Annotated in this window: 18 protein-coding genes; 7 read left to right on the top strand and 11 right to left on the bottom strand. The window is 43.5% G+C overall.

The annotated features are described in order from the left end of the window. Positions 1-91: 91 nt before the first annotated feature. Positions 92-2,386 carry a thiamine pyrophosphate-dependent enzyme gene (locus CVD23_RS12560; RefSeq protein WP_101666212.1) on the bottom strand — a complete coding sequence of 765 codons (2,295 nt, stop codon included), beginning with the start codon at positions 2,384-2,386 and terminating at the stop codon, positions 92-94. Beyond that, positions 2,386-3,399, bottom strand: coding sequence for a 2-oxoacid:acceptor oxidoreductase family protein (locus CVD23_RS12555; protein WP_101666211.1), 1,014 nt, complete (start codon positions 3,397-3,399; stop codon positions 2,386-2,388). The genes CVD23_RS12560 and CVD23_RS12555 overlap by 1 nt, the downstream gene beginning before the upstream one ends. A 328-nt stretch (positions 3,400-3,727) precedes the next feature. Here CVD23_RS12555 and CVD23_RS12550 point away from each other — a divergent pair, with 328 nt between their 5' ends. Next, positions 3,728-4,771 carry an acyltransferase family protein gene (locus CVD23_RS12550; RefSeq protein WP_101666210.1) on the top strand — a complete coding sequence of 348 codons (1,044 nt, stop codon included), beginning with the start codon at positions 3,728-3,730 and terminating at the stop codon, positions 4,769-4,771. A 32-nt stretch (positions 4,772-4,803) separates the two neighbouring features. On the opposite strand, the gene CVD23_RS12545 is transcribed toward CVD23_RS12550, so the two are convergent. The 4 genes from CVD23_RS12545 to CVD23_RS12530 all read right to left on the bottom strand — a co-directional run bounded on the left by CVD23_RS12545 (position 4,804) and on the right by CVD23_RS12530 (position 8,733). Continuing rightward, a complete protein-coding gene (locus CVD23_RS12545; RefSeq protein ID WP_101666209.1) occupies positions 4,804-5,523 on the bottom strand; it encodes a LutC/YkgG family protein in 720 nt (239 codons plus the stop codon). Continuing rightward, entirely contained in the window at positions 5,523-6,950 is a 1,428-nt protein-coding gene (locus CVD23_RS12540) for a LutB/LldF family L-lactate oxidation iron-sulfur protein (protein WP_101666208.1), read from the bottom strand. The genes CVD23_RS12545 and CVD23_RS12540 overlap by 1 nt, the downstream gene beginning before the upstream one ends. A 54-nt stretch (positions 6,951-7,004) precedes the next feature. Beyond that, positions 7,005-7,721 carry a (Fe-S)-binding protein gene (locus CVD23_RS12535; RefSeq protein ID WP_101577858.1) on the bottom strand — a complete coding sequence of 239 codons (717 nt, stop codon included), beginning with the start codon at positions 7,719-7,721 and terminating at the stop codon, positions 7,005-7,007. Positions 7,722-7,989: 268 nt separating this feature from the next. Next, the gene (locus CVD23_RS12530) at positions 7,990-8,733 is read right to left on the bottom strand and encodes a FadR/GntR family transcriptional regulator (RefSeq protein WP_373270867.1); all 744 of its coding nucleotides are present in this window, start codon (positions 8,731-8,733) and stop codon (positions 7,990-7,992) included. 313 nt (positions 8,734-9,046) lie between these two features. Between CVD23_RS12530 and CVD23_RS12525 the strand changes: the two genes are divergently transcribed. Together CVD23_RS12525 and CVD23_RS12520 are read left to right on the top strand one after the other, a co-directional pair. Continuing rightward, positions 9,047-10,738 (top strand): L-lactate permease, encoded by a 1,692-nt coding sequence (locus tag CVD23_RS12525; protein ID WP_101666207.1) that lies wholly within the window; start codon positions 9,047-9,049, stop codon positions 10,736-10,738. Positions 10,739-10,906: 168 nt separating this feature from the next. Continuing rightward, the gene (locus CVD23_RS12520) at positions 10,907-12,670 is read left to right on the top strand and encodes a B12-binding domain-containing radical SAM protein (RefSeq protein ID WP_101666206.1); all 1,764 of its coding nucleotides are present in this window, start codon (positions 10,907-10,909) and stop codon (positions 12,668-12,670) included. A 50-nt stretch (positions 12,671-12,720) separates the two neighbouring features. Here CVD23_RS12520 and CVD23_RS21990 read toward each other — a convergent pair whose 3' ends face one another. Both CVD23_RS21990 and CVD23_RS12515 read right to left on the bottom strand, forming a co-directional pair. Further along, positions 12,721-12,864 (bottom strand): hypothetical protein, encoded by a 144-nt coding sequence (locus CVD23_RS21990; RefSeq protein WP_180955653.1) that lies wholly within the window; start codon positions 12,862-12,864, stop codon positions 12,721-12,723. Between the two features lie 387 nt (positions 12,865-13,251). Then, on the bottom strand, positions 13,252-14,610 hold the full coding sequence (locus CVD23_RS12515; protein ID WP_101577854.1) for a TrkH family potassium uptake protein: 1,359 nt from the start codon (positions 14,608-14,610) through the stop codon (positions 13,252-13,254). Positions 14,611-14,746: 136 nt separating this feature from the next. Between CVD23_RS12515 and CVD23_RS12510 the strand changes: the two genes are divergently transcribed. From CVD23_RS12510 to CVD23_RS12500, 3 genes are all read left to right on the top strand, one after another. After that, a complete protein-coding gene (locus CVD23_RS12510; protein ID WP_101577853.1) occupies positions 14,747-15,853 on the top strand; it encodes a CdaR family transcriptional regulator in 1,107 nt (368 codons plus the stop codon). 138 nt (positions 15,854-15,991) lie between these two features. Then, the gene (glcD, locus tag CVD23_RS12505; RefSeq protein ID WP_101666205.1) at positions 15,992-17,404 is read left to right on the top strand and encodes a glycolate oxidase subunit GlcD; all 1,413 of its coding nucleotides are present in this window, start codon (positions 15,992-15,994) and stop codon (positions 17,402-17,404) included. Next, positions 17,401-18,741: a (Fe-S)-binding protein gene (locus CVD23_RS12500; protein ID WP_101577851.1), complete on the top strand. Its 1,341-nt coding sequence runs from the start codon at positions 17,401-17,403 to the stop codon at positions 18,739-18,741. The genes glcD and CVD23_RS12500 overlap by 4 nt, the downstream gene beginning before the upstream one ends. 41 nt (positions 18,742-18,782) lie before the next feature. Here the strand turns inward: CVD23_RS12500 and CVD23_RS12495 are convergent, their stop codons facing one another. Then, a complete protein-coding gene (locus tag CVD23_RS12495; RefSeq protein WP_101666204.1) occupies positions 18,783-20,003 on the bottom strand; it encodes an NAD(P)/FAD-dependent oxidoreductase in 1,221 nt (406 codons plus the stop codon). Between the two features lie 207 nt (positions 20,004-20,210). On the opposite strand from CVD23_RS12495, the gene CVD23_RS12490 reads away from it, so the two are divergent. Further along, positions 20,211-20,408, top strand: a complete 198-nt coding sequence (locus CVD23_RS12490) for an alpha/beta-type small acid-soluble spore protein (protein WP_101577849.1) — start codon at positions 20,211-20,213, stop codon at positions 20,406-20,408. A 70-nt stretch (positions 20,409-20,478) separates the two neighbouring features. On the opposite strand, the gene CVD23_RS12485 is transcribed toward CVD23_RS12490, so the two are convergent. Beyond that, positions 20,479-20,961 carry a hypothetical protein gene (locus CVD23_RS12485; RefSeq protein ID WP_101577848.1) on the bottom strand — a complete coding sequence of 161 codons (483 nt, stop codon included), beginning with the start codon at positions 20,959-20,961 and terminating at the stop codon, positions 20,479-20,481. Beyond that, positions 20,958-21,086 carry a hypothetical protein gene (locus tag CVD23_RS22490; protein ID WP_257985649.1) on the bottom strand — a complete coding sequence of 43 codons (129 nt, stop codon included), beginning with the start codon at positions 21,084-21,086 and terminating at the stop codon, positions 20,958-20,960. The genes CVD23_RS12485 and CVD23_RS22490 overlap by 4 nt, the downstream gene beginning before the upstream one ends. Positions 21,087-21,148: the final 62 nt, after the last annotated feature.

The raw sequence follows: 21,148 nt of genomic DNA, 5'->3' as shown, positions 1-21,148 counted from the left end.
TCGTTTGCCTGTACACCGTATCGACGAACTAATTTTCTTAAGTAAATGAAGAAAAGCGATGCCGTTATCTGCATCGCTTCTCCTGATTTTTTTACAGTAAAATATTCTCATGCTTTGCTGATAAACGCTGCCAGCGCTTTTCTACTTCTTCTTCAAAGTCTGCCAACAATTGCTTGTTTTCTTCCTTCAATAAATGCTTCGTTTTCCCCATTAATTTTAACCATTCTGACAGAGGAATGCGTTTATTTTTCTTGTCAGGGTCGTAAGTAATAGCCGTGATTCCCTGTTCGACTTCATATAGTGGAAAGAAACAGGAATTAACGGCAGCCTCGACAATTTTTTCGCCAAGGCGGTCATCAGACTTCCAATTTAATGGACAGGTTATTAATATTTTCCCGTAAACTGTGCCAACATTTTGGGCATACCACTGTGCTTTTGCAGCCTTTTTAATCAAGTCCTGCGGAAATGCTTCTGTTCCGGTAAAAACATACGGGATGTTCGCTGCTGCCATAATTTGTGCTGTATCTTTATGATGAAATGCCTTTCCCTTTTGGCTCTTCCCGACATTGGAAGTGCTTGTCATGTGTCCCAGCGGTGTCGAATAAGACATTTGCGAGCCCGTATTCATGTACCCTTCATTATCATACTCAAGTATGATCAGTTTATGGTTTCGCAAAGCAGTTCCAATCGCTGATCCCATCCCGATATCCATTCCTCCGTCACCGGTAATCATCACAAAGGTCGCATCATCCGATACTTTAATTTCTCCCCTTCGCTTCAACTCCAGAAAAGCTTCAACTGTTCCTGACAAGGTGGCAGCGCCGTTTTGGAAAAGGTTGTGGATCATCGTTTGTTTGTGGGAAGTATGTGGATATGCGGTCGTCACCACATAAGCACAACCAGTTTGGAATAAAACGACCACATCTCCCTCAATTCCTTTAAAAAACAGTTCAAGACCTCCGAAAATTCCACAGCCGGGACATGCCCCGTGCCCGGAAGCAAGCCGCTTCGGTTTGGCTGTTAACGCTCTTAACGGCGGTATTTTCACTCTCAGTTTATTGGTGGCCTCATCTTTTTTCACTTCAATCAATCCGGATTTATAAGCATCGCTGTGCTGCGGGCTAATAACCGGCTGGAGAATTTTATTCGGATCGCCGGGTACATGCCCGTAGTAATCAAAAGGTTTTTCGGCTTTTCCTTTCTCGATTGCATCGATTGCAAATTTGAAAAACTGTTCGGCATCATCCGGATAAAAATCCTTTCCGCCAAGGCCAAAAACTCTGCTTAACACAATCGTACTGTTATCTTTATCTTCCTGCAGAGCCGACTTAACCTCATGAGTCAGATTAGGACCATTTGCACCATAGGAATCTGCTCTTTCGCCAACAAGCAGAGCTTTTACTCCTTTCAATGCGTGGCGGATTTCTTCTGCAGGAAAAGGGCGAATGATATTGGGGCTGATCACTCCTGCTTTGATTCCTTGCTTGCGAAGCCTGTCAACCGTATCCTTCGCCGATTCAGCAGCTGAATTCAGCAAAAATAGCGCTACCTCTGCATCTTCCATTTCGTATAAATCGAGAACAGAATATTTTCTGCCGGACAATTGGGCATACTCAGCTGCTACTTCTTCATAAACTGCTCCAGCCCGGTACATCGCTTCTGACTGCTGGAAATGGTTATTGAGCAGATCATCGCCGTTCATATGGGCACCGATTGTAACCGGTTTTTTCGGATCCCTTGCAAAATGATAGCTGTCAGGGCACTCCCCGACAAACTGCTGGACTGCTTTCCGATCCTTAAAGTATTTGACCTTCCTTTTTTGGTGGGATGTAAAAAATCCATCATAGGCCACGATGACAGGAAGGCGGACTTCTGAATGTTCAGCAATTTTCAAAGCCATGATGTTCATATCATAGACCGCCTGGGGTGTTCTTGCTGTAAGAATGACCCAGCCTGTATTTAAAGCGAAGTACAAATCGGAATGGTCGCCGCGAATATCAAGCGGCCCGCTTATTGAGCGCGTCACCAAGTTCATGACCATTGGGAAACGGGTCCCCGATTGGACTGGCAGCTGCTCAAGCATATACATGAATCCGTTCGCACTCGTCGCATTAAAGACGCGGGCTCCCGTTACAGCTGCACCATAGCAAATACCTGCCGAGCCATGTTCACCGTCGGCAGCGATTAATTGGATATCGTGCTCACCGCGGGCTTTCATTTGATCTAAATATTGGGCTACCTCTGTCGAAGGTGTAATCGGAAAATAACCCATGATATGATAGTTAATTTGCGCCGCTGCCATTGCTGCCATTTCATTGCCGGATTCAAACGTAGTTAGCTGCTCTGCCGTTCCGTTCTGTTTTAAGTTTTGTTCCATGATGGCCATTAGACGATTCCTCCATTCACATAAGGAAAGTTTTGTTTAACGCGGTTTATTTGAGCGTATTGGGCCGTCTCACGCAGCTCGCTTAATGCCGTTGTTGGACATGCCTCCACACATTTCAGGCAGCCTTTGCAATATTGATAGTCAATACCCGTTAAAATCATTTGCGGCCTGCCCCGCTTGTCAGTCTCAGACGACCAGACAAAGCAAAAATCAGGACAAACAGTATCACAGGCTGCGCAATTTATGCATTCCTCTCGTACAAACTTCGGAAGAAATCCCTGCCGTGAGCCGCTTAAATCCTTCACAATGCTATTGGCTTGGGCAGTAACAATCCCGCCCATTTCCTGAGTTTGATATCCCAATAAAGGAGCAGCCCTTGAGAAAGCTTTCGATTCGGCATTGGCCGGCGCTGGAATCGTTTTGAATTGAACTTCTTCATAGCCTCTGTTAAAAGTACGGATATTTGGCTCAACAAGCTGCGGGTATTTTTTTTCAAACGTTTTGCGTATCACATTTCGCATCGCATTTGCGTCGAGAAAATCACAAATTTTGAATAAGGCTCCGAGCATTGCCGTGTTTACTTTTGTTTTTTCTTCAACCGCAATCCTGAGCGCATCGACAATCGCCAATGTACCGTGTTCAAGCTGAAGATCTTCCTTTATTTCCTCGAATGACCGTACCGAGTTGACTAAAACAATCCCTTCCGGCCCTAAACCGCTGACAACATCGACGGTTTTGTAGAGCGCTTCATGGAAGACGCCAATCACATGTGGCTGTTCAATCGGGCTGTGATCGCGAATTTCAACATGCGGTTCACAGAAGCGGATAAAGCTTTTCACAGGCGATCCTTTCTTCTCTGAGCCATACGAAGAAAAGTTTGCCCCATTTAGCCCGAGGCCCAGCACTCCTGCTTCGGCCAACATTTTTCCGGCAAGATTTGCCCCCAGACCGCCAATCGATTCAAGCCTGATTTCAAAAAAACCCAGTTCATTTTGTTTCGGTAATGTAGCCATGTTTCCCCTCCCCATTCTTTCAAAAGATCTTGATTGTGAATTTTACACTGCTCTTTTGTCATTTTAATGGACTTTTCAGCTTATCGCTGTGACAAATATCAAACATCTTCATATTTTTTATGAAACAGATTTTTTAAAAACGAAATAAATCCAACTCTGTTAATTATGTAAGCGTAATCTCCAGTTGTATAACAGACTTAATATTGTATTAATACAGAAACTACTTAGAAAGATCCATAAATTAACACGCTTTTTTTAGTTTGATTTATAGTAAGGTGGGTAAATAAATTTAGATGCTTTCGGGGGGTCAAAAATTCGGGAGGATCTTATGAATAAACGAAATTATTATTTTGACAACGCGAAATTTATCTTAATCTTTTTCGTCGTTTTCGGGCATTTGCTTCAATCATTCATTGCAGATAACGAAACCATTTATGCGTTATATAAAGCAATCTACACTTTCCATATGCCGGCATTTATTTTGGTTTCCGGTTTTTTTGCAAAAGGCTTCTATCAAAAAGGTTATTTGCGGAAAATCACTAAAAAATTAATTTTGCCCTATTTAATTTTCCAGTTGATTTATTCAGTCTATTACTACTATTTATATGGCCAGTCGCATTTAACCGTTGATCCACTTGATCCGCACTGGTCTTTATGGTTTTTGGTCAGCCTGTTTTTCTGGAATATTATGCTGCTTGGTTTTTCGAAAGTGAAAGCAGCAGCAGCGATTTCAGTTTCCCTGGCAATTGCGCTTGCAATCGGCTATATCGATTTCATTTCCAACTATTTAAGCCTGTCGAGAACGTTTGTGTTTTTTCCGCTTTTTTTACTCGGCTACTATTTAAAGAAAGAGCATCTTTCATCTCTTTTTAATGTGAAGATGAGAAGTGTTGCAGCTCTTTCCTTTGTGATTGTGTTTGTCTGGTTTTATTTAAATCCGGACATTAACTATCAGTGGCTCCTCGGCTCAAAGCCTTACGGGGAAATGGGGGCTGCTTCCCTTGCTGCGATGGGGAAAAGGTTTGGGTTTTATTTGTTAAGTTTGGTAATGGTTTTCAGCTTTTTAGCTTTCGTGCCAAGGAAGCAATACTTTTTTACAAATCTAGGCAAAAATACATTATACGTTTATTTGCTGCATGGTTTTTTTGTCAAAACGTTCAGAGAAAGTTCCGTACAAGATTACTTTACAGAACCGGAAAGTTATTTGCTGCTAGCTGCAGTTTCGTTACTGCTTACTTTGTTACTATCAAGTAAAATAGCCACATCCTTTGCCCAGCCTTTCATTGAATTAAGGCTTTCCAGCCTGAAGAGGCTGTCGGTTAGATTTTTTTCCGCGTTGAGATTTTACAAAAAAAAGCTTCAGAACGGATAAGCCGCCTGCAAAAAATTGCAGGCGGCTTGTTTTTACAAATCATCAATCACAATATAAGCTGCTTTAACAGGGCCATGCACGCCGACTACTAGATTCATTTCAATATCGGCGGAATTGCTTGGACCAGTAATAAAGTTCACGCATGACGGAATCAGTTCCCTGTTCGCCACTTTTTCGCGCATCTTTCGCGCTGCTTGAGTCATCCGCGGCACGAGGCTGCTTTTTGGGATAAGAATCACCGAGCACGTTGGCAAAAAGCTTACTGTCCTCCCTTTATCTTTGCTGCTGAACAATACAGCCGTGCCGGATTCTGCGAGGGTTATATCGCTGATTGTTAAACCGATATTGGCTTTTTCGGCAAATTGAATATTTTGCGCACCGATTTCCGAATCCCATATATGGACCGGGACACCTTCTGAAGGCCATTCCGCCTCTAGTAAAGATGACACACCATATTCATTAAAGCGCTCGTCCTTCCAGGCGATGATCGGTCCGCCGCCATAATTTGAAACAATATCTTTCAGCGTTTCTTGTAACCTATCTGAGTTCGTCACAACCAGATCGGTATGAATAACCATGCATTGCGTTTTAAGGGCCTCAAGCAGCTCATCTGCGTTGGCTTCTTTTAAAACGGCGTCCTGGGGCTGCCATGACCATTTCGGCCTGGCCACTTCTTTCGTATTTGGTGCCCGACCGTGCCGCTCGGCAACTGCAGCGAGAAATGAATCGCGGTTATGAATCAATCCCTTCATCAATGGTTCCCCCCTTTGTCACGATTTTTAAACCAGTCACGGAACCGCTCCTTGTTAGGTGCCGGAAATTCACGGGCCTCTGTCCATGCTTTTAAAGGGCCCGGTCCTTTTGAAATTTTATCTCCTGCTGTAAAAGGATTCATGGCAACAGGAGCCATTTTCGAGCCGATTTTATACAAGGAAGGCGACGCTGCCCCAAGGCCGAATGCTTTCATGGCAAGCTTCTCAGAAATTGGTGCGCGCCCTTCCCGCTCCACAATGATCTGGCGGTGTTTGTGAAGCAGCTCATGCAGCGGAATTTTCACCGGGCAGGCGTCCGTACAAGCGGCGCATAGCGTGGATGCATATGGGAGCTCTTTGTATTCGTCATAGCCGCCAAGCAGCGGTGACAATACAGCACCGATCGGCCCCGAGTAAATTGAGCCATACGAATGACCGCCGACATGACGGTAGACCGGGCAGGCGTTCACACAAGCTGCACAGCGAATGCATTGCAGCACGGATTGGAACTCACCGCCCAAAATTTTTGATCTGCCATTATCGACAATGACGAGGTGAAATTCTTCAGGACCGTCAACGTCCAATTCTTCTTTTGGACCAGTGAGAACCGTGATATAGCTTGTCAACTTTTGTCCGACAGCACTTCTTGTCAGCAAGCTGACAAGCACTTCCATTTCTTCAAATGTAGGAACGAGCCGTTCCATTCCCATTACCGTGATTTGTGTTTTCGGAAGTGCCGTTACAAGGTCAGCGTTGCCTTCATTGGTGACAAGGCTGATTGAACCTGTTTCGGCAACGGCAAAATTACAGCCTGTTATCCCTAAATCGGCACTTAAGTATTCCTGGCGCAGCATTTCTCTGGCGTGCAGGGCAAGCTCTTCAGGTTTTTCCGTATTTTTATAGTTTAGCTTTTCTGCAAAAACATCCCTGATCTGCTCCTTATTCTTATGTAGTGCAGGCGTGACGATATGGGAAGGAGGATCGTGATCGTCGATCTGGAGAATATACTCGCCAAGATCCGTTTCGATGACCTGGCAGCCTGCATCCTCAAGACAGGCGTTTAAACTGATTTCTTCAGTTACCATCGATTTCGATTTAACAACTTTCCTTGCCTTTTTTTCAATAACAACATCTTTAATATATTGGTTTGCTTCTTCCGCAGTCCGGGCGAAAAAGACATGTCCGCCCCTTTTTGCGACATTTTCACTCAATTCATATAAATAATAATCTAAATTTTCAAGAACATGCTGGCGAATTTCTTCACCGAGTGACCGCCACTCCTGCCAATTTCCGAGCTCCTCTGCTGCTGCAAGCCGCCTTGTCTGAAACCGTTCCTGGGCAGCTGCCACCGCGCCGCGCATGAACGAATTATTTATTCCTGTTTCGACGCGCTCTTTAAATTTATCTGTACCGATTTTCATTGCCATTTTCTTTACCCCTCCATTCGAAGCTAATCTCAGGTCAGATTCTCTTAAAATCTTCTATCTGCTGTTCAGTACTTCGGCAATATGCAGAACCTTGACCGGTACCCCTTTTCTGTCAATCCGTCCCCCGATATTCATTAAACAGCCAGCATCTGCACCAATTAAGTATTCTGCTCCAGTTTCTTCAACATGGCATACTTTTTCATCTACCATCTGCTCAGAAATTTGCGCCATTTTCACGGAAAACGTTCCGCCGAACCCGCAACAGTTTTCCTTGCCTGGCAGCTCCGTAAATTCCAACCCTTCCACATTTTTTAATAGTTTGATAGGGGCCTCTTTTACGCCCAACAGTCTTGTCATATGACAGGAGGTATGGAAGGTTCCTTTCCCGCTTAGCCGTGCCCCGACATTCTCCACCTGCAAAACATCAACGATAAATTCCGTCAATTCATACGTTTTATCAGAAAGCGCCTGTGCTTTTGGCCCCCAAACTGGATCATCTTTAAAGATATGCGGATATTCCTTAAACATCGCAGCGCATGATCCTGAAGGCGAAACAACATATTCTGCATCCTGAAACGATGCGATCATTCGTTTCATCGCTTCCTTTGATTCCTTCACATAGCCGCTATTATAGGCAGGCTGGCCGCAGCACACTTGAGATTCGGGAAAATCAATCTTACAGCCAAGCCGTTCCAACACTTCTACTGTCGCTTTCCCGACATCGCCCTGAAACATATCAACCAGGCAAGTAGCAAATAGGGTAACCTTCATTCTTCCATCTCCTCATATAGTAAACTTCCATTCTACTCTCATTCTTTTAATGAACTAATCAGCCGGTCATCTGATGACTAGCTTGAAATAAACTATTAATCGTATAGTACTACAAAACGAAATAATCATGAAAGGGTTTTATTTAATGATTTTTAAAAAACTGCAAATAATCAGAAAAAACGAGACCGATTAATAAATGTATAGTGTGTTGGGCCATTAATTTTTTCCCTTATGTAATTTTTTTTAGGCGATGAAAAACTTCGTTGCATTAGATCACGTCATCCCTTTCCATCGTGCCGGTTTCTTGCCAGTATTTGCTCAGAATCGTTTCGACATTGTTTAAATGGGCTAGAATCGTACTCCTTGCTGCTTCCTCCTCCTGGTTTTTAACTGCTTCGAAGATAGCGAGGTGCTCATTGTACAGCAGTTCAGTGGTCGTTTGCCTGGAAAAGAGCCAGAGCCTGCGTGTTTCTTTCATCGTTTCCACCATCAAACCGGAAACATGACTCATCAGGCTTGCCAATAGCGGATTTTGTGAAGCTGCCGCCAGTGCAAGGTGAAATTCGAGGTCGGCTTTTTCACCTAACTCTTCGTTGCCATGGGCTTGTTTCATTTCGTCCAGTGCATGTGATAACGCAGCCAGATCTTCATTCGTTCTTTGAACAGCGGCTGCGGCTGCGGCCCCGGCTTCCAATATCTTTCGCACTCCCAACAAGTGGGCAACATCTTTTTTGTTCATCAAAATCGCTGTAGATAGCGGAAAGTTTATTTGAGCCGCCTCGAATTCTTTTACATAAGTTCCTTCCCCCTGCCTCATTTCAACAAGACCAATCGCCCTTAAGGCCGATAAAGCTTCACGGATTGCCGAACGTCCGACTTGGAAATTTTCTGACAGTTGTTGAACAGAATCAAGTCTGTCTCCCGGTTTTAATTGTCCCTGGCGAATCATTTCATGAATTGCTTCAGCCACTTCTTCATAAATCTTCTTCGGCTTTATTTTCTTGTAATTAATATTGCTCATTTTCCCTTGTCCCCGTTTCACCGTTTCCTTTTAACTTTTATTATACATTTATGTCTCTATTGTGACATTCTTAAACAAAAAAAATACGAATCTATTAATCAAATTTTAAAATTCAAAAAAATGAAAAAACATATTGTTTTTTTATAGATTCAACTCTATAATTTGTCTCAATAGGTTTCGCTTTCTGGTCATCAGATGACCTAATCACTTGCTAACCGTATTATTGAAAGCGATTTCTTCAAGGAAATTTTTATGGGAGAATTAATTGTTAAAGACTGAAAATGATCAACATGGGGGTAATGCTATGACATTTGTACAAAATTTCACACCGGTAAGGGATAGTCTCGCCCTTTCCGCCGTAGTCGCTTTAATTCCAATCGTCTATTTCTTTTGGGCGCTTGCCATTAAACGTATGAAGGGGTATGTGGCTGGGCTGACGACATTGCTCGTTGCGCTGGCAGTGGCGGTCATTGCATTTAAAATGCCGGCCGGAATGGCTTTTATGTCAGCTACACAGGGTGCAGCATATGGGATTCTGCCAATTGGCTGGATCATCATTACATCAGTATTTCTTTATAAATTAACTGTGAAGACTGGACAGTTTGAAATTATCCGCAATTCAGTCCTGTCGATTACGGAAGACAGGCGTTTACAGGCACTTTTGGTAGCGTTCTCATTCGGGGCATTTCTGGAAGGTGCTGCAGGCTTTGGTGCACCAGTAGCGATATCGGCAGCTTTGCTTGTCGGACTTGGATTTAACCCGCTTTATGCCGCCGGGCTGTGTTTAATTGCCAATACAGCGCCTGTTGCATTTGGTGCGATCGGAATTCCAATTATTGCTGTAGAAGGTCCAACAGGAATTCCGGCGATGGAAATTTCAAAGATGGTTGGCAGACAATTACCATTCTTGTCTGTTTTTATACCTTTCTATTTAGTAGTTATTATGGCAGGATTTAAAAAAGCGTTGGAAATTATGCCTGCCATTCTCGTATCCGGCGTTTCTTTTGCTGTTACCCAGTATTTGTCTTCTAACTTTTTAGGACCTGAACTTCCGGATATTTTATCTGCATTGGTGTCATTGTTTGCATTAGCTATTTTCTTAAAGTTTTGGAAACCAAAAACAATTTTCCGATTTTCTGCTGAGCAGGAAATGGCAGCTGCCTCTGCTGTGAAGAAGCCTGTTGATAAGCGGATTTCCTATACAGGAGGACAAATTTTCAAAGCATGGTCTCCTTTCCTTGTACTAACAGCGGTTATTTCATTGTGGGGAATTCCAACGCTGAAGCTGGCGTTAACGGGTCATTATGAGGGTACAAACGCGGTGTTAAAAGCGATAAATTCAATTGGAAACGCTTTAACCTTGATGCCTGAAGTTCCGTTGCTCCATAACCGAATTATAAGTGGAGCAGGATCAGAAATTGCCGCTCTCTACAAACTGGAATTTTTGGGTGCTGCCGGTACAGCGATTCTCATCGCAACGATTATTACTAAATATATAGTGGGGATTGCCTGGAAGGATTGGATCGGAACATTCGGTGAAACGTTAAATGAGCTCAAGTATCCAGTGATTACAATTGGTTCGGTTGTTGGTTTTGCTTATGTCACGAATGCGTCAGGAATGAGCACCACTTTAGGGATGACGCTGGCAAAAACAGGCTTTTTGTTCCCATTCTTCTCGCCATTCCTTGGTTGGCTCGGGGTATTTATAACCGGCTCCGATACGTCGGCGAACCTGCTGTTTGGAAATCTCCAAAAAGTGACCGCAACTTCAGTTGGTATGGATCCTATTCTCGCCGTTGCCGCGAACTCGTCGGGTGGCGTTACCGGGAAGATGATTTCCCCGCAGTCGATCGCAGTTGCATGCGCGGCAGTTGGTCTGGCCGGAAAGGAATCAGATTTATTCCGCTTCACAATCAAGCACAGTCTTTTCCTAGTCATGTTAATTGGAATATTGACGTTCTTGCAAAATGGCATCCTTTCCTGGATGATCCCTTAAATGATTGTAAAACTGTAAATCACAAATGCGAAAGCCCTCCGATTAGGAGGGCTTTTTGCATGCGGGCTGCTATGTTTTTGCTATACCTTTTTTGTGAACAATACTATATAATAAACAGTTGTTTCAACTAAATAGCCTTAACTCTGAAAAGGAGTCTGAAAACCGAGCATGAATATTGTCTGTACAACTTTAAACGCGAAATATATTCACACAAATATTGCGATTCGTTATTTAAAAGCTTACGCCCGTCCTGAGTTTGACGTGCAACTAACTGAATACACGATCAAAGACCCGATTATGAACATTGTTACGGACCTTATTCGCAAAGAGCCTGATCTTATCGGGTTTAGCTGTTATATTTGGAATATAGAAGAAACTATCAAAGTGATCAAAATGATCAAGAAAATCAATCCATCTATCCAGATCGTTGTCGGCGGTCCGGAGGTAACCTATGATGTGCATGAATGGATGAACGAAAACGCTGAATTTGACTTTATTGTCGTTGGCGAAGGGGAAGAAACATTCAAACAATTGTTAACTGAGCTTAACGGCTCTGGGGATTTTTCAAAGGTTCCCGCTCTTGCATACAGGAATGGTGGCAAAACGGTCATCAACCCGCAGCGAAACAAATTAGACCTGCGGGAGCTGCCGTCCCCGTTCCGGTTTGAAGAGGATATTCGCCATTTCTCAAAAAGGGTAACTTATATTGAAACGAGCCGAGGCTGCCCGTTCAGTTGCCAATTTTGCCTTTCTTCAATTGAAGTCGGTGTCCGTTATTTTGACCGTGAAAAAGTCAAAGACGATATCCGTTATTTAATGAAGCATGGAGCGAAAACGATTAAATTTGTTGACCGGACTTTTAATATCAGCCGCAGCTATGCAATGGACATGTTTCAATTCTTAATTGATGAGCATCTGCCTGGGACTGTCTTTCAATTTGAAATTACCGCGGATATCATGCGCCCTGAGGTGATTGATTTTCTAAACCGCGAAGCGCCGCCAGGTTTATTCCGCTTCGAGATAGGTGTCCAGTCAACCAATGACTACACGAACGAGCTCGTCATGAGAAAGCAAAATTTCGAAAAGCTGTCCCGAACTGTCACAATGGTAAAAGATGGCCGGAAAATCGACCAGCATCTCGATTTAATTGCCGGGCTTCCGGAAGAAGATTACGCTACTTTCTCAACTACCTTTAATGATGTGTTCGCCCTCAGACCGGAAGAGCTTCAGCTCGGCTTTTTAAAAATGCTGCGCGGAACCGGTCTGCGATTGCGGGCTGATCAGCATCAATATGTATATATGGACCATTCTCCATATGAAATTTTGGGAAATAATGTCCTGTCCTTTAACGATATTATTCGCATCAAGCAAGTCGAAGATGTACTTGAAAAGTTTTGGAATGACCACCGGATGGACGAGACAATTGAATATCTCGTTTCAAAGGTATTTTCGTCTCCTTTTGAGTTCTTCCAGCAATTCGGTTCGTATTGGGAAGAACAAGGCTGGGAACGGATCGGGCATCAGCTCGAGGATCTTTTTAACAGGCTCAGGCAGTTTTTGCAATATAAAAACTTGAGCCAACTCGAAATTATTGAAGGTTTAATGAAATATGACTATTTATCAAATCACAAATATAAGCCAAGGAAACCGTGGTGGCAGGCTTCATTTGAAAAGGCGGAACGAACCGCCATTTACAAGGAATTGCTGCAAAAGCCCGGCTTGCTTGGAAAGGGCTATCTGGAGCTCAGTCTTCAGGAAAAAGAGCTTTATAAGCATACGATGCTTGAAGAAATCCCATTTAACCTTGAAAAATATTTAATAACCGCCGAGATCGAGCTTGAGCCCAGCATGCTGCTGGTCTACTTTTCAGCAACTGAAGAGAGAGCATCTGTCTTCACCTGTAAAAAAAAGCTTCTAAATGGTTCCAATTAAAACGTCCTGAAGGTCTTGAGTGCTAATATCGGCTCAAGACCTTTTTATTATTAGTTCCTCTTCTTGTTTTCCTTCGTGCTTTTCTTATCATTCATAAAAGGAATTTCGTATATTTTGCTTGCATTTATATCCCCAAATTCGCTTCCGAATTCAACATTGGCTTGTTGTGCTTGTTTATCGCTGCTTTTTTTCATTTACTCCCGCCCTCCTCTGTTTGACCATATATTTTTGCCTGCAATGTAACGAAGAAATCCCTGAACATTCATGCGGATATTTACACGCATTGCTCTACCAGCACTACACTCGGCGTTTTGGATTCGCGATATTCATTCAACCTTGTCAGTCCTATTTTTAGCTTCCGTGGAAAAGATATGTATCATCTTTTACCATAGAAAAAATAAAAAAGAAATCCCGGGTACTCGCCCAGAATTTCTTTATTAACCGAGTAAATTTTCGCAATGTAATAAGCTAAACCTCAATTGTCTAAAATAAACAGGAGTATTCTGTACGGAAACGAATAATACTATATCAATTTTGAATAACTTTCGTTTATCAATTAATGCATTGCTTATGAAATTCATTTAACCAATAATTACTTTTTCCTTTGGAAAATGGTATTTTGCCTTTTTTTCTGTACCGCCAAGTAAAAATAAAGATGAAATTAAGCCAATTCTGCCAATGAACATCAGCGCCATAATAATGCATTTTCCCAGTGTCGATAAATCCGGAGTAATTCCCATTGATAAGCCTGTTGTCCCAAACGCTGAGCAAATTTCGAACAAAATTTCAAGCAGGCTATGGTGCTGTTCGGTAATCGATAAAATAACGAGTGACATTAAACATAGAATCATTGCCAGCATCGTAACGGCCAATGATTTGATAATGTCTTCCTCGAAAATCTCACGTTTGAAAATTTTAATGCTGCGGTTGCCTTTCGCAAAGTGGTAAACAAATAAGATATTCAAGGCAAAGGTGGTCGTTCTTATTCCTCCACCGACGGAGCTTGGCGAAGCACCGATAAACATTAAAAGAGACATAATCAGCAAGGTCGGGACCGCAAATTCACTGACATCCATGGTGGCGAGTCCCCCGCTCCGCGTCGAAGCCGACTGGAAGAAGGCATAAAAGAACGATTTATGCCAGGAGACACCCTCAAAGTAATGTTGGCTTTCAATGATTAAGATCAGCAATGTACCGCCGAACAGTAGAGCTGCAAAAGTGACCGTTGTCAGCTTTGTGAACAGGGAAAACCGGAAGTTGCCCCCATTGTTTTTCGGAAATAAATAGGCCTTCACTTCGATTAAAACAGGAAACCCAATTGCCCCCAATGTAATCAAGATAATGTTGATGATTTGAACAAAATAATCGTCCGCAAATGGCTGTAGCGAAGCGCCGGTAATGTCAAAACCGCCATTTGTTGTCGCGCTGACCGCTGCAAAAAGGCCGTGTAGAAAAGCCTCCCCCCACGTCGGGTAATATTTTAAAAAATATAATCCCAAAACTAAAGTGCCGATCAATTCGATTAAAAGAATAATCGTTAAAATTTCCTTTATTAAGTTAACAACACCTGCCAGGTTGGCTTGATTATGATCGGTCATAATTAATCTGCGTTCCCTCAGCCCTATCTTCTTCCCAAGCAGCAGCCAGAAGAATGTTCCGAGTGTCATCACTCCAATACCACCGAATTGGAGGACAAACATCAACATAAAAATACCGAAAACGCTATACGTTTCCGAAATATCAAAAACGGCAAGCCCTGTTACACTCACCGCGCTGACTGCTGTAAAAACTGTGTCAACAAAGCTGATGGAAACACCCGGCTGAAAGACTGCCGGTATGCTTAACAACAGGACAGAGACGCTGACCGCCAGAAAATAATAGCTGACAATTGCCCGAGCAGGTGTGATTTTGTCAAGTCTTTTTTGTACCTTATTCCACATTTCACGTTTGTCCTTTCGACATTTTCCCAACCCTTATCATAAAGAAAATACCCGAATTTGAAAAGCAATATCAGGACAATAGCATGATTTTCTTATAATCTTTATAATAGTTTTAAGAACACTGGGAGGATATGCTATGTTATTGCCGGGGCTTGCCGAAAAAATTATCATCGAAGTAAGAAAGCTATTAAATGAGGATATCATTGTGGCCAATCCAGATGGAACGATTATTGCAAGCACCGATCCTGTAAGGGTCGGAACGTTTCACGAAGGAGCGTTTTTGGTTTTTAAACGGAAAGCAAAGCGGATCATTACAAAAGAAGATGAAACAAGGTTAACGGGGGTTAAAGCCGGAATCAACCTGCCGATATTTTTCAAAAAAGAAGTCATCGGCATCATTGGCATTACCGGTAATCCCGACAAAGTTTCCCCATTTGGAGAAATTATCCGCAAGATGACCGAGCTGCTAATCAGTGAAAACTACTATGCAGAACAACTGGAAATTCAATCAAGGGCGATGGAAGCATTCGTATTTGACTGGATGCAGATTCACGAATGGGATTCATCCTTTTTGGACCGGGCGAAGCTTTTACATATAGACGTCACGATTCCAAGGAGAGTGCTGCTCGGAGAAATCCGCCTGCCGGAATCGATCAGCCAGCGGGAGCTCGGGCAGTCACTTAAAAGCCTCAACGAAGATATCGCAGACGACATCATCATCAGATGGGGCAATGAACGGATTTTGTGGCTGTCGGCGGAAAGCTCAAACCACTCCTTAAAACAAAAGATTTCTAAGGCGGAGCATTTTTGGAAAAAACAATATGGTGCTTCTATTTTAATTGGTGTCGGCCAGCGGGCAGCTCCCGGCCAGATTCATCACTCGTACCGGCAGGCGCTTAGAGCGTTAAAATCGGCACTGGTGAAGGAAACGGTCGTTTTTGATGAGGATTTAACTTTTGAAATGATCCTGGATGACATAAAAAGCGAGACAAAGTCAGCGTTTTTGCAGCGAACAATAAATCCGCTCCTGGATGAGGAAGAACTTTTGCTAACCCTGAAAGAGTTGTTTCGACAAAACCACTCCTTGAAAAATACTGCTGCGGCCCTGCATATTCATATCAATACGCTGCACTACCGGCTTAAAAAAATCAATGATTTAACCGGGCTTGATCCTTCATCGATTGAGGATTTATTGTCGCTGTTTTTGGCGATCGTGATTTTGGACGAACATACAAAAATATAAAAAAATTCACCATAATATTCAGATATAAATCCATAGCGGGACTTTCCCGCTTTTTTTATACTTAAAATTGAGAATATTGGTTAAACAGCTAAGTAAAATTGAAAGCGTTTTAATGTTTTTTTGGGGGGAGAGAGATCAGTGATTACAACTGAAACAAAAAACCAGCTGCTCGACATTGTCGGATCAGAAAATTACGATGATTCCAAAGCAGGCCGCTTAGTTTATTCTTACGATGCAACGCCCAATTTTCAGTCGATGCCGGATGCTGTCATAAGCCCGCGGAACACAAGCGAAGTTGCCGAGATCGTAAAAATATGCAATTCAGCCCGGATTCCTATCGTACCGCGGGGATCGGGCACAAACCTGTGCGCCGGAACCTGCCCGACAGAAGGAGGAATTGTTCTTCTTTTTAAACATTTAAACAAAATTATCGAGATTGATGAAGAAAACTTGACCGTTACGGTTGAACCGGGAGTTATCACCCTGGATTTAATCAATGCTGTTGAGGCAAAAGGTTTATTTTACCCGCCTGATCCGAGTTCAATGAAAATCTCGACGATCGGCGGAAATATAAACGAAAACTCAGGCGGGCTGCGCGGGTTAAAATACGGTGTCACAAGAGACTACGTGATTGCCCTGGAAATCGTGCTTGCAAATGGGGAAATTATCCGGACCGGAGGAAAATTGGCAAAGGATGTTGCCGGCTATGATTTCACCCGTCTTTTTGTTGGTTCTGAAGGGACGCTTGGCATCATTACGCAAGCGACACTCAAGCTTGTCCCAATGCCGGAAACGAAAAAGACGATGCTGGCACTGTACCAGGATATTGAAGCGGCTGCCAAAACAGTGTCAAAGATTATCGCCAACAAAATTATTCCAACGACGCTTGAATTTCTTGACCAGCCTACACTGGAGGTAGTTGAAGCCCACGCCCAAGTCGGCTTGCCGACTGACGTGAAAGCCGTGCTTCTCATTGAACAGGATGGCCCCGCAGAAGTCGTCGACCGCGATATTTTGCGGATGACCGAAATTTGCAAGCAGGAGCATGCCGTCTCAGTTGAAGTGGCAGAAACAGAGTTTGAGGCTGAGGCGCTTCGCACTGCCCGGCGCGCCGCCCTGTCCGCTTTAGCCCGCCTGAAGCCGACAACGATCCTCGAAGATGCGACTGTTCCGCGTTCCGAAATCGCCAATATGGTTAAGGCCATTAATGACATTGCGTTAAAATATAACGTTAAAATTTGTACATTTGGCCATGCCGGAGACGGCAACCTCCATCCAACCTGCCCGACAGACGCAAGAAACCATGAGGAAATGGAAAGAGTCGAAAAAGCATTTGAAGAAATTTTTATGAAAGCAATCGAACTGGGCGGAACGATTACCGGGGAGCACGGCGTCGGGATGATGAAAGCCCCATATTTGGAGTTGAAGCTTGGCAAAGAAGGGATTTCTGCGATGAAAGCGGTCAAATCCGCACTTGACCCAAATAACATATTAAATCCCGGAAAAGTATTTGCTAAAGACAGCAGGAAGCGTGTGGTGGTAACAAAATGACAACAAGAACTGAACAGGAAGCGATTCAGCAGCAATTCCGGCAACGAATGGATGAAGATGAACTATTAAACTGTATGCGATGCGGGTTCTGCCTGCCATCGTGCCCCACCTACATTGAATCCGGTTATAAGGAATCCCATTCGCCGCGCGGCAGAATTGCCTTGATGAAGGCGGTTGTCGATGGATTAATCGAACCTGATGAGGATGTCGAAAGATCTTTGGATATGTGCCTTGGCTGCCGGGCATGTGAGCCGGTTTGCCCATCGGGTGTCAAATACGGCCATTTGCTTGAAGAAGCCCGGGATATCATCAACCAAAATAAAAAACATTCATTACCGGTTCGGGCGGTCCGAAAGGCAGTCTTTGACGGGCTTTTTCCGCATCAAAACCGGATGAGAACGTTAACGGGCCTGCTTGGATTTTATCAAAGATCAGGATTGCAGAAGGCCGCTCGAAGAACGGGTGTATTAAAACTGCTCCCAGAAAATCTCTCAACGATGGAAAAAGTACTGCCGGACGTTCCGCGCTTAGCGGAAATGAAAAACAGGCCTGAGCATCTGCCGGCTAAAGGCGATACGAAAAGCCGTGTTGCCTTCTTTTCCGGATGCTTAATGGACACGATGTTTTTGGAAACAAATAATGCGACAATGAAGCTTTTGCAGATTGCCGGCTGTGAAATCGTCATTCCAAAGGAACAAGCCTGCTGCGGGGCCCTTCACGGCCACAGTGGTGAAAAGGCGTCTGCCAGGGAGCTTGCAAAAAGAAATATTAAAGCCTTTGAAGACTTAAACGTTGATTATATCATCACAAATGCTGGCGGATGCGGAGCGTTCCTCGTCGATTACGGCCATTTGTTAAAAGACGACCCCGACTGGGAGGAACGGGCCCGCGATTTCTCAATGAAGCTAAAGGATGTGACTGAAATACTTGCTGAATTGGAGTTTCACAAAAAAGTGAAGCTCGAATTGCCACATCAAGTGATTACGTATCAAGACTCCTGTCATTTGCGCAACGTCATGAAAACTGCGTCCGCCCCGCGCAAGCTGATCCAGGCAATTAAAGGGACAGAATACCGGGAAATGAAAGATGCGGATCGCTGCTGTGGATCGGCTGGCATCTATAATATTGTCGAATCAGAAATGTCGATGCAAATACTCGATTATAAAATGAAACAAGCAAAAGAAACGCATGCGGCAACCATTGTCACAGCTAATCCCGGCTGCCTGCTGCAAATGAAGCTCGGGATTGAACGGGAAAACCTGGCAGGACAAGTTCGTGCCGTCCATATAGTCGATCTGCTGCTTGAAGCAGCCGGGGAGACATCTTCCTTACAGTGATTTGTAAATATCGGCGGGCCGGATTTTGGCCCGTCTTTTTTTTATCTTTCATTCCGTGCATTCAAATAAATAGCTAAATCCTTGCTTCCTTCACCGGCTATCTCATCTCTTAAAATCCGGGCAGAAATGATGCTGGAAACCGTTCCGTTTCCCCCATAGCCCATCACAAAGTATGTATTGGGAAACCGTTCATAACGGGCAATGATCGGCAATCCATCATGGGTGTTGCCAAAAAAGCCTGTCCAATAATAATCCGGGTAAACCTTGCCTTTAAGATGCGGAAAAAGCTTGACCAGTTCAGCAACAAGCAAGTCCCGCTTATGATAGAGCATCGTATCACGCTGATCTGATTTTGCTGCTCGTTCATCCAGTCCGCCAATAATAATTCTGTTATCAACCGTCGTTCTCATATACAAATATGGCCTCGCTGTTTCCCAGATTAAAACATGATCTTTCCAGAGATCTTCTTTAACGAGACGGTTTGTTGCAATCGCATATGAGCTGTCGAGCACAGCGTTTTTTTCAGACACTTCTTCCAGTGCCTCGTGGCCTGTTGCCATAATGATATACCTGGCTTTGATCTCCCGATGGTTTGATGTGAACACAGACATATAGCCGTCTTTAAACGTTCGCCCAGTCATTTTTGTATGTTCAAAAATCCGGACACCTTTTGCTTGTGCATATTGGAGCAAGCCATGGGCAAATTTAAAGGTATTAATCTCAGCATCTCCTGTTGTCAAAAGCGCAGCCGGTTTAGAAATCCCGAAGCTGTCTTTCAAATCCGCCGAATTTAAAAACCGAACAGGAAAGTCAAACTTTCGCAAAGTCGCAAATTCTTTTTCCAATCCCGCAACATCTTTTTCAGAGCTGGCAAAATATAAGCTGTCCCGCTGCCTGAAATCCGGATCAAATGGCAGGCTCCGAATAATTGTTTGGCCAAGCTCTGCAAGTGCTTGCCGGCACAATTGGTAATGGCGCGTGCCTTTTCTCTCACCAAACGAATTAATCATTGAAAACAGCGGTTTATCATTTGAAAATTGCAACAAGCCTGTGTTGGCGCTTGAGCACCCTGAAACAACCGTTCTTTTATCTATTACAACAATTTTCAAGTTGGTTTCACTAAAAAAATAAGCACAGCTGGCACCTGATACCCCACTGCCAATAATGAGCACATCGCATTCAATATCCTCTTCCAACGCAGGATATGCAGGAGCAGCAGGAAATGTCATTGGCCAAAAGAACAGCCCCGTTGTCAAGTTCATAACATGACTCCTCTTTCAATTATCCATTAAATATCGTTTTTTACGAAAATTGTTCACCGCTGACTGCCGCTGCTTATTTTCTGCAGCATTTACGGTTTCTAACCATTTTCGAAAAAGATTACCACGCATGTTTGGGAGATTCTGACTCAAACTAAGTTTACAGAGGATTTAAAAGTCCACTGATAAACAGATGAGGAGTTGACTAAAATGGCAGGCAGCCGAAGAAAATTACTTGTACCAGGAGTTGAAGAATATTTAGAGAGTGTCAAATATGAAATTGCCCAGGAATTTGGAATTAATTTAGGTGCACAAACTGTCTCTCGTTCAAACGGATCTGTCGGCGGTGAAATAACAAAAAGACTGGTAGCGCAAGCCCAGTCTGACTTAACCAACCAAAACCGATAGACTAATTTTATATTCATGGATCACCGGCCGTTAACACGGCCGGTATTTATTGCGTGCACCCGTGCCCATTTTATCGGGCAATATCTGTCTGGTTCCTGCGGACTTTTAACAATATAAACCTCAGCGTAAATCCAATCAGCAATCCAACCAATAGAAAAATCATCGGCAAAAAAACCGGGCCGAACAAGATCCCGAACAGCCTTAACCTGGTCGAAAGCATAAGGCCAACAGTGATTGTATAGGCAGCAAATACAAACGGTAAATACGACAGCTGTTCGTCTTCGGGCATAGCTGTTCGGTACGCGTCCCACATGGCAAACATGTATAAACAAGGGTAAAACATCAGCCATTGAAAGTTTGTCACCTCGATCGCCCTGTCGATCTCACCCAAAAAGCTAAATATGATCGCGGCATTAAAATGACTGCATACATTTATGATGATTTCCAAAACGACAAAAAAGGCTCCTTTAAAAAATTGACCAATGAGCAATTGGCTAAAACCCGGTAACGCGATATTCCATAAGACCGCTTCAAGCTTAGACATTTTCTTCATTCATCTTCACGGTTCGTTTCCTTTAAGATTAATTCGTAAATACGAGCATGCCAAAAGGGCCGGACGATCATAGCGGGCTTAAATACAATTGTTTTCGCAGCGTTCATACATAAAATATCATTCATTCACTTTCCTCCAGCACTAGTCGGTAGTTCTAGGATGCACAACGGCAAACGCATTTATTTAA

The sequence above is a fragment of the Bacillus sp. V33-4 genome (genome assembly GCF_002860225.1).
GTDB classification, from domain to species: domain Bacteria; phylum Bacillota; class Bacilli; order Bacillales; family Cytobacillaceae; genus Bacillus_BJ; species Bacillus_BJ canaveralius.
The sequence above is the reverse complement of the archived record's forward strand: the minus strand, read 5'-3'. Positions and strand labels throughout refer to the sequence as shown.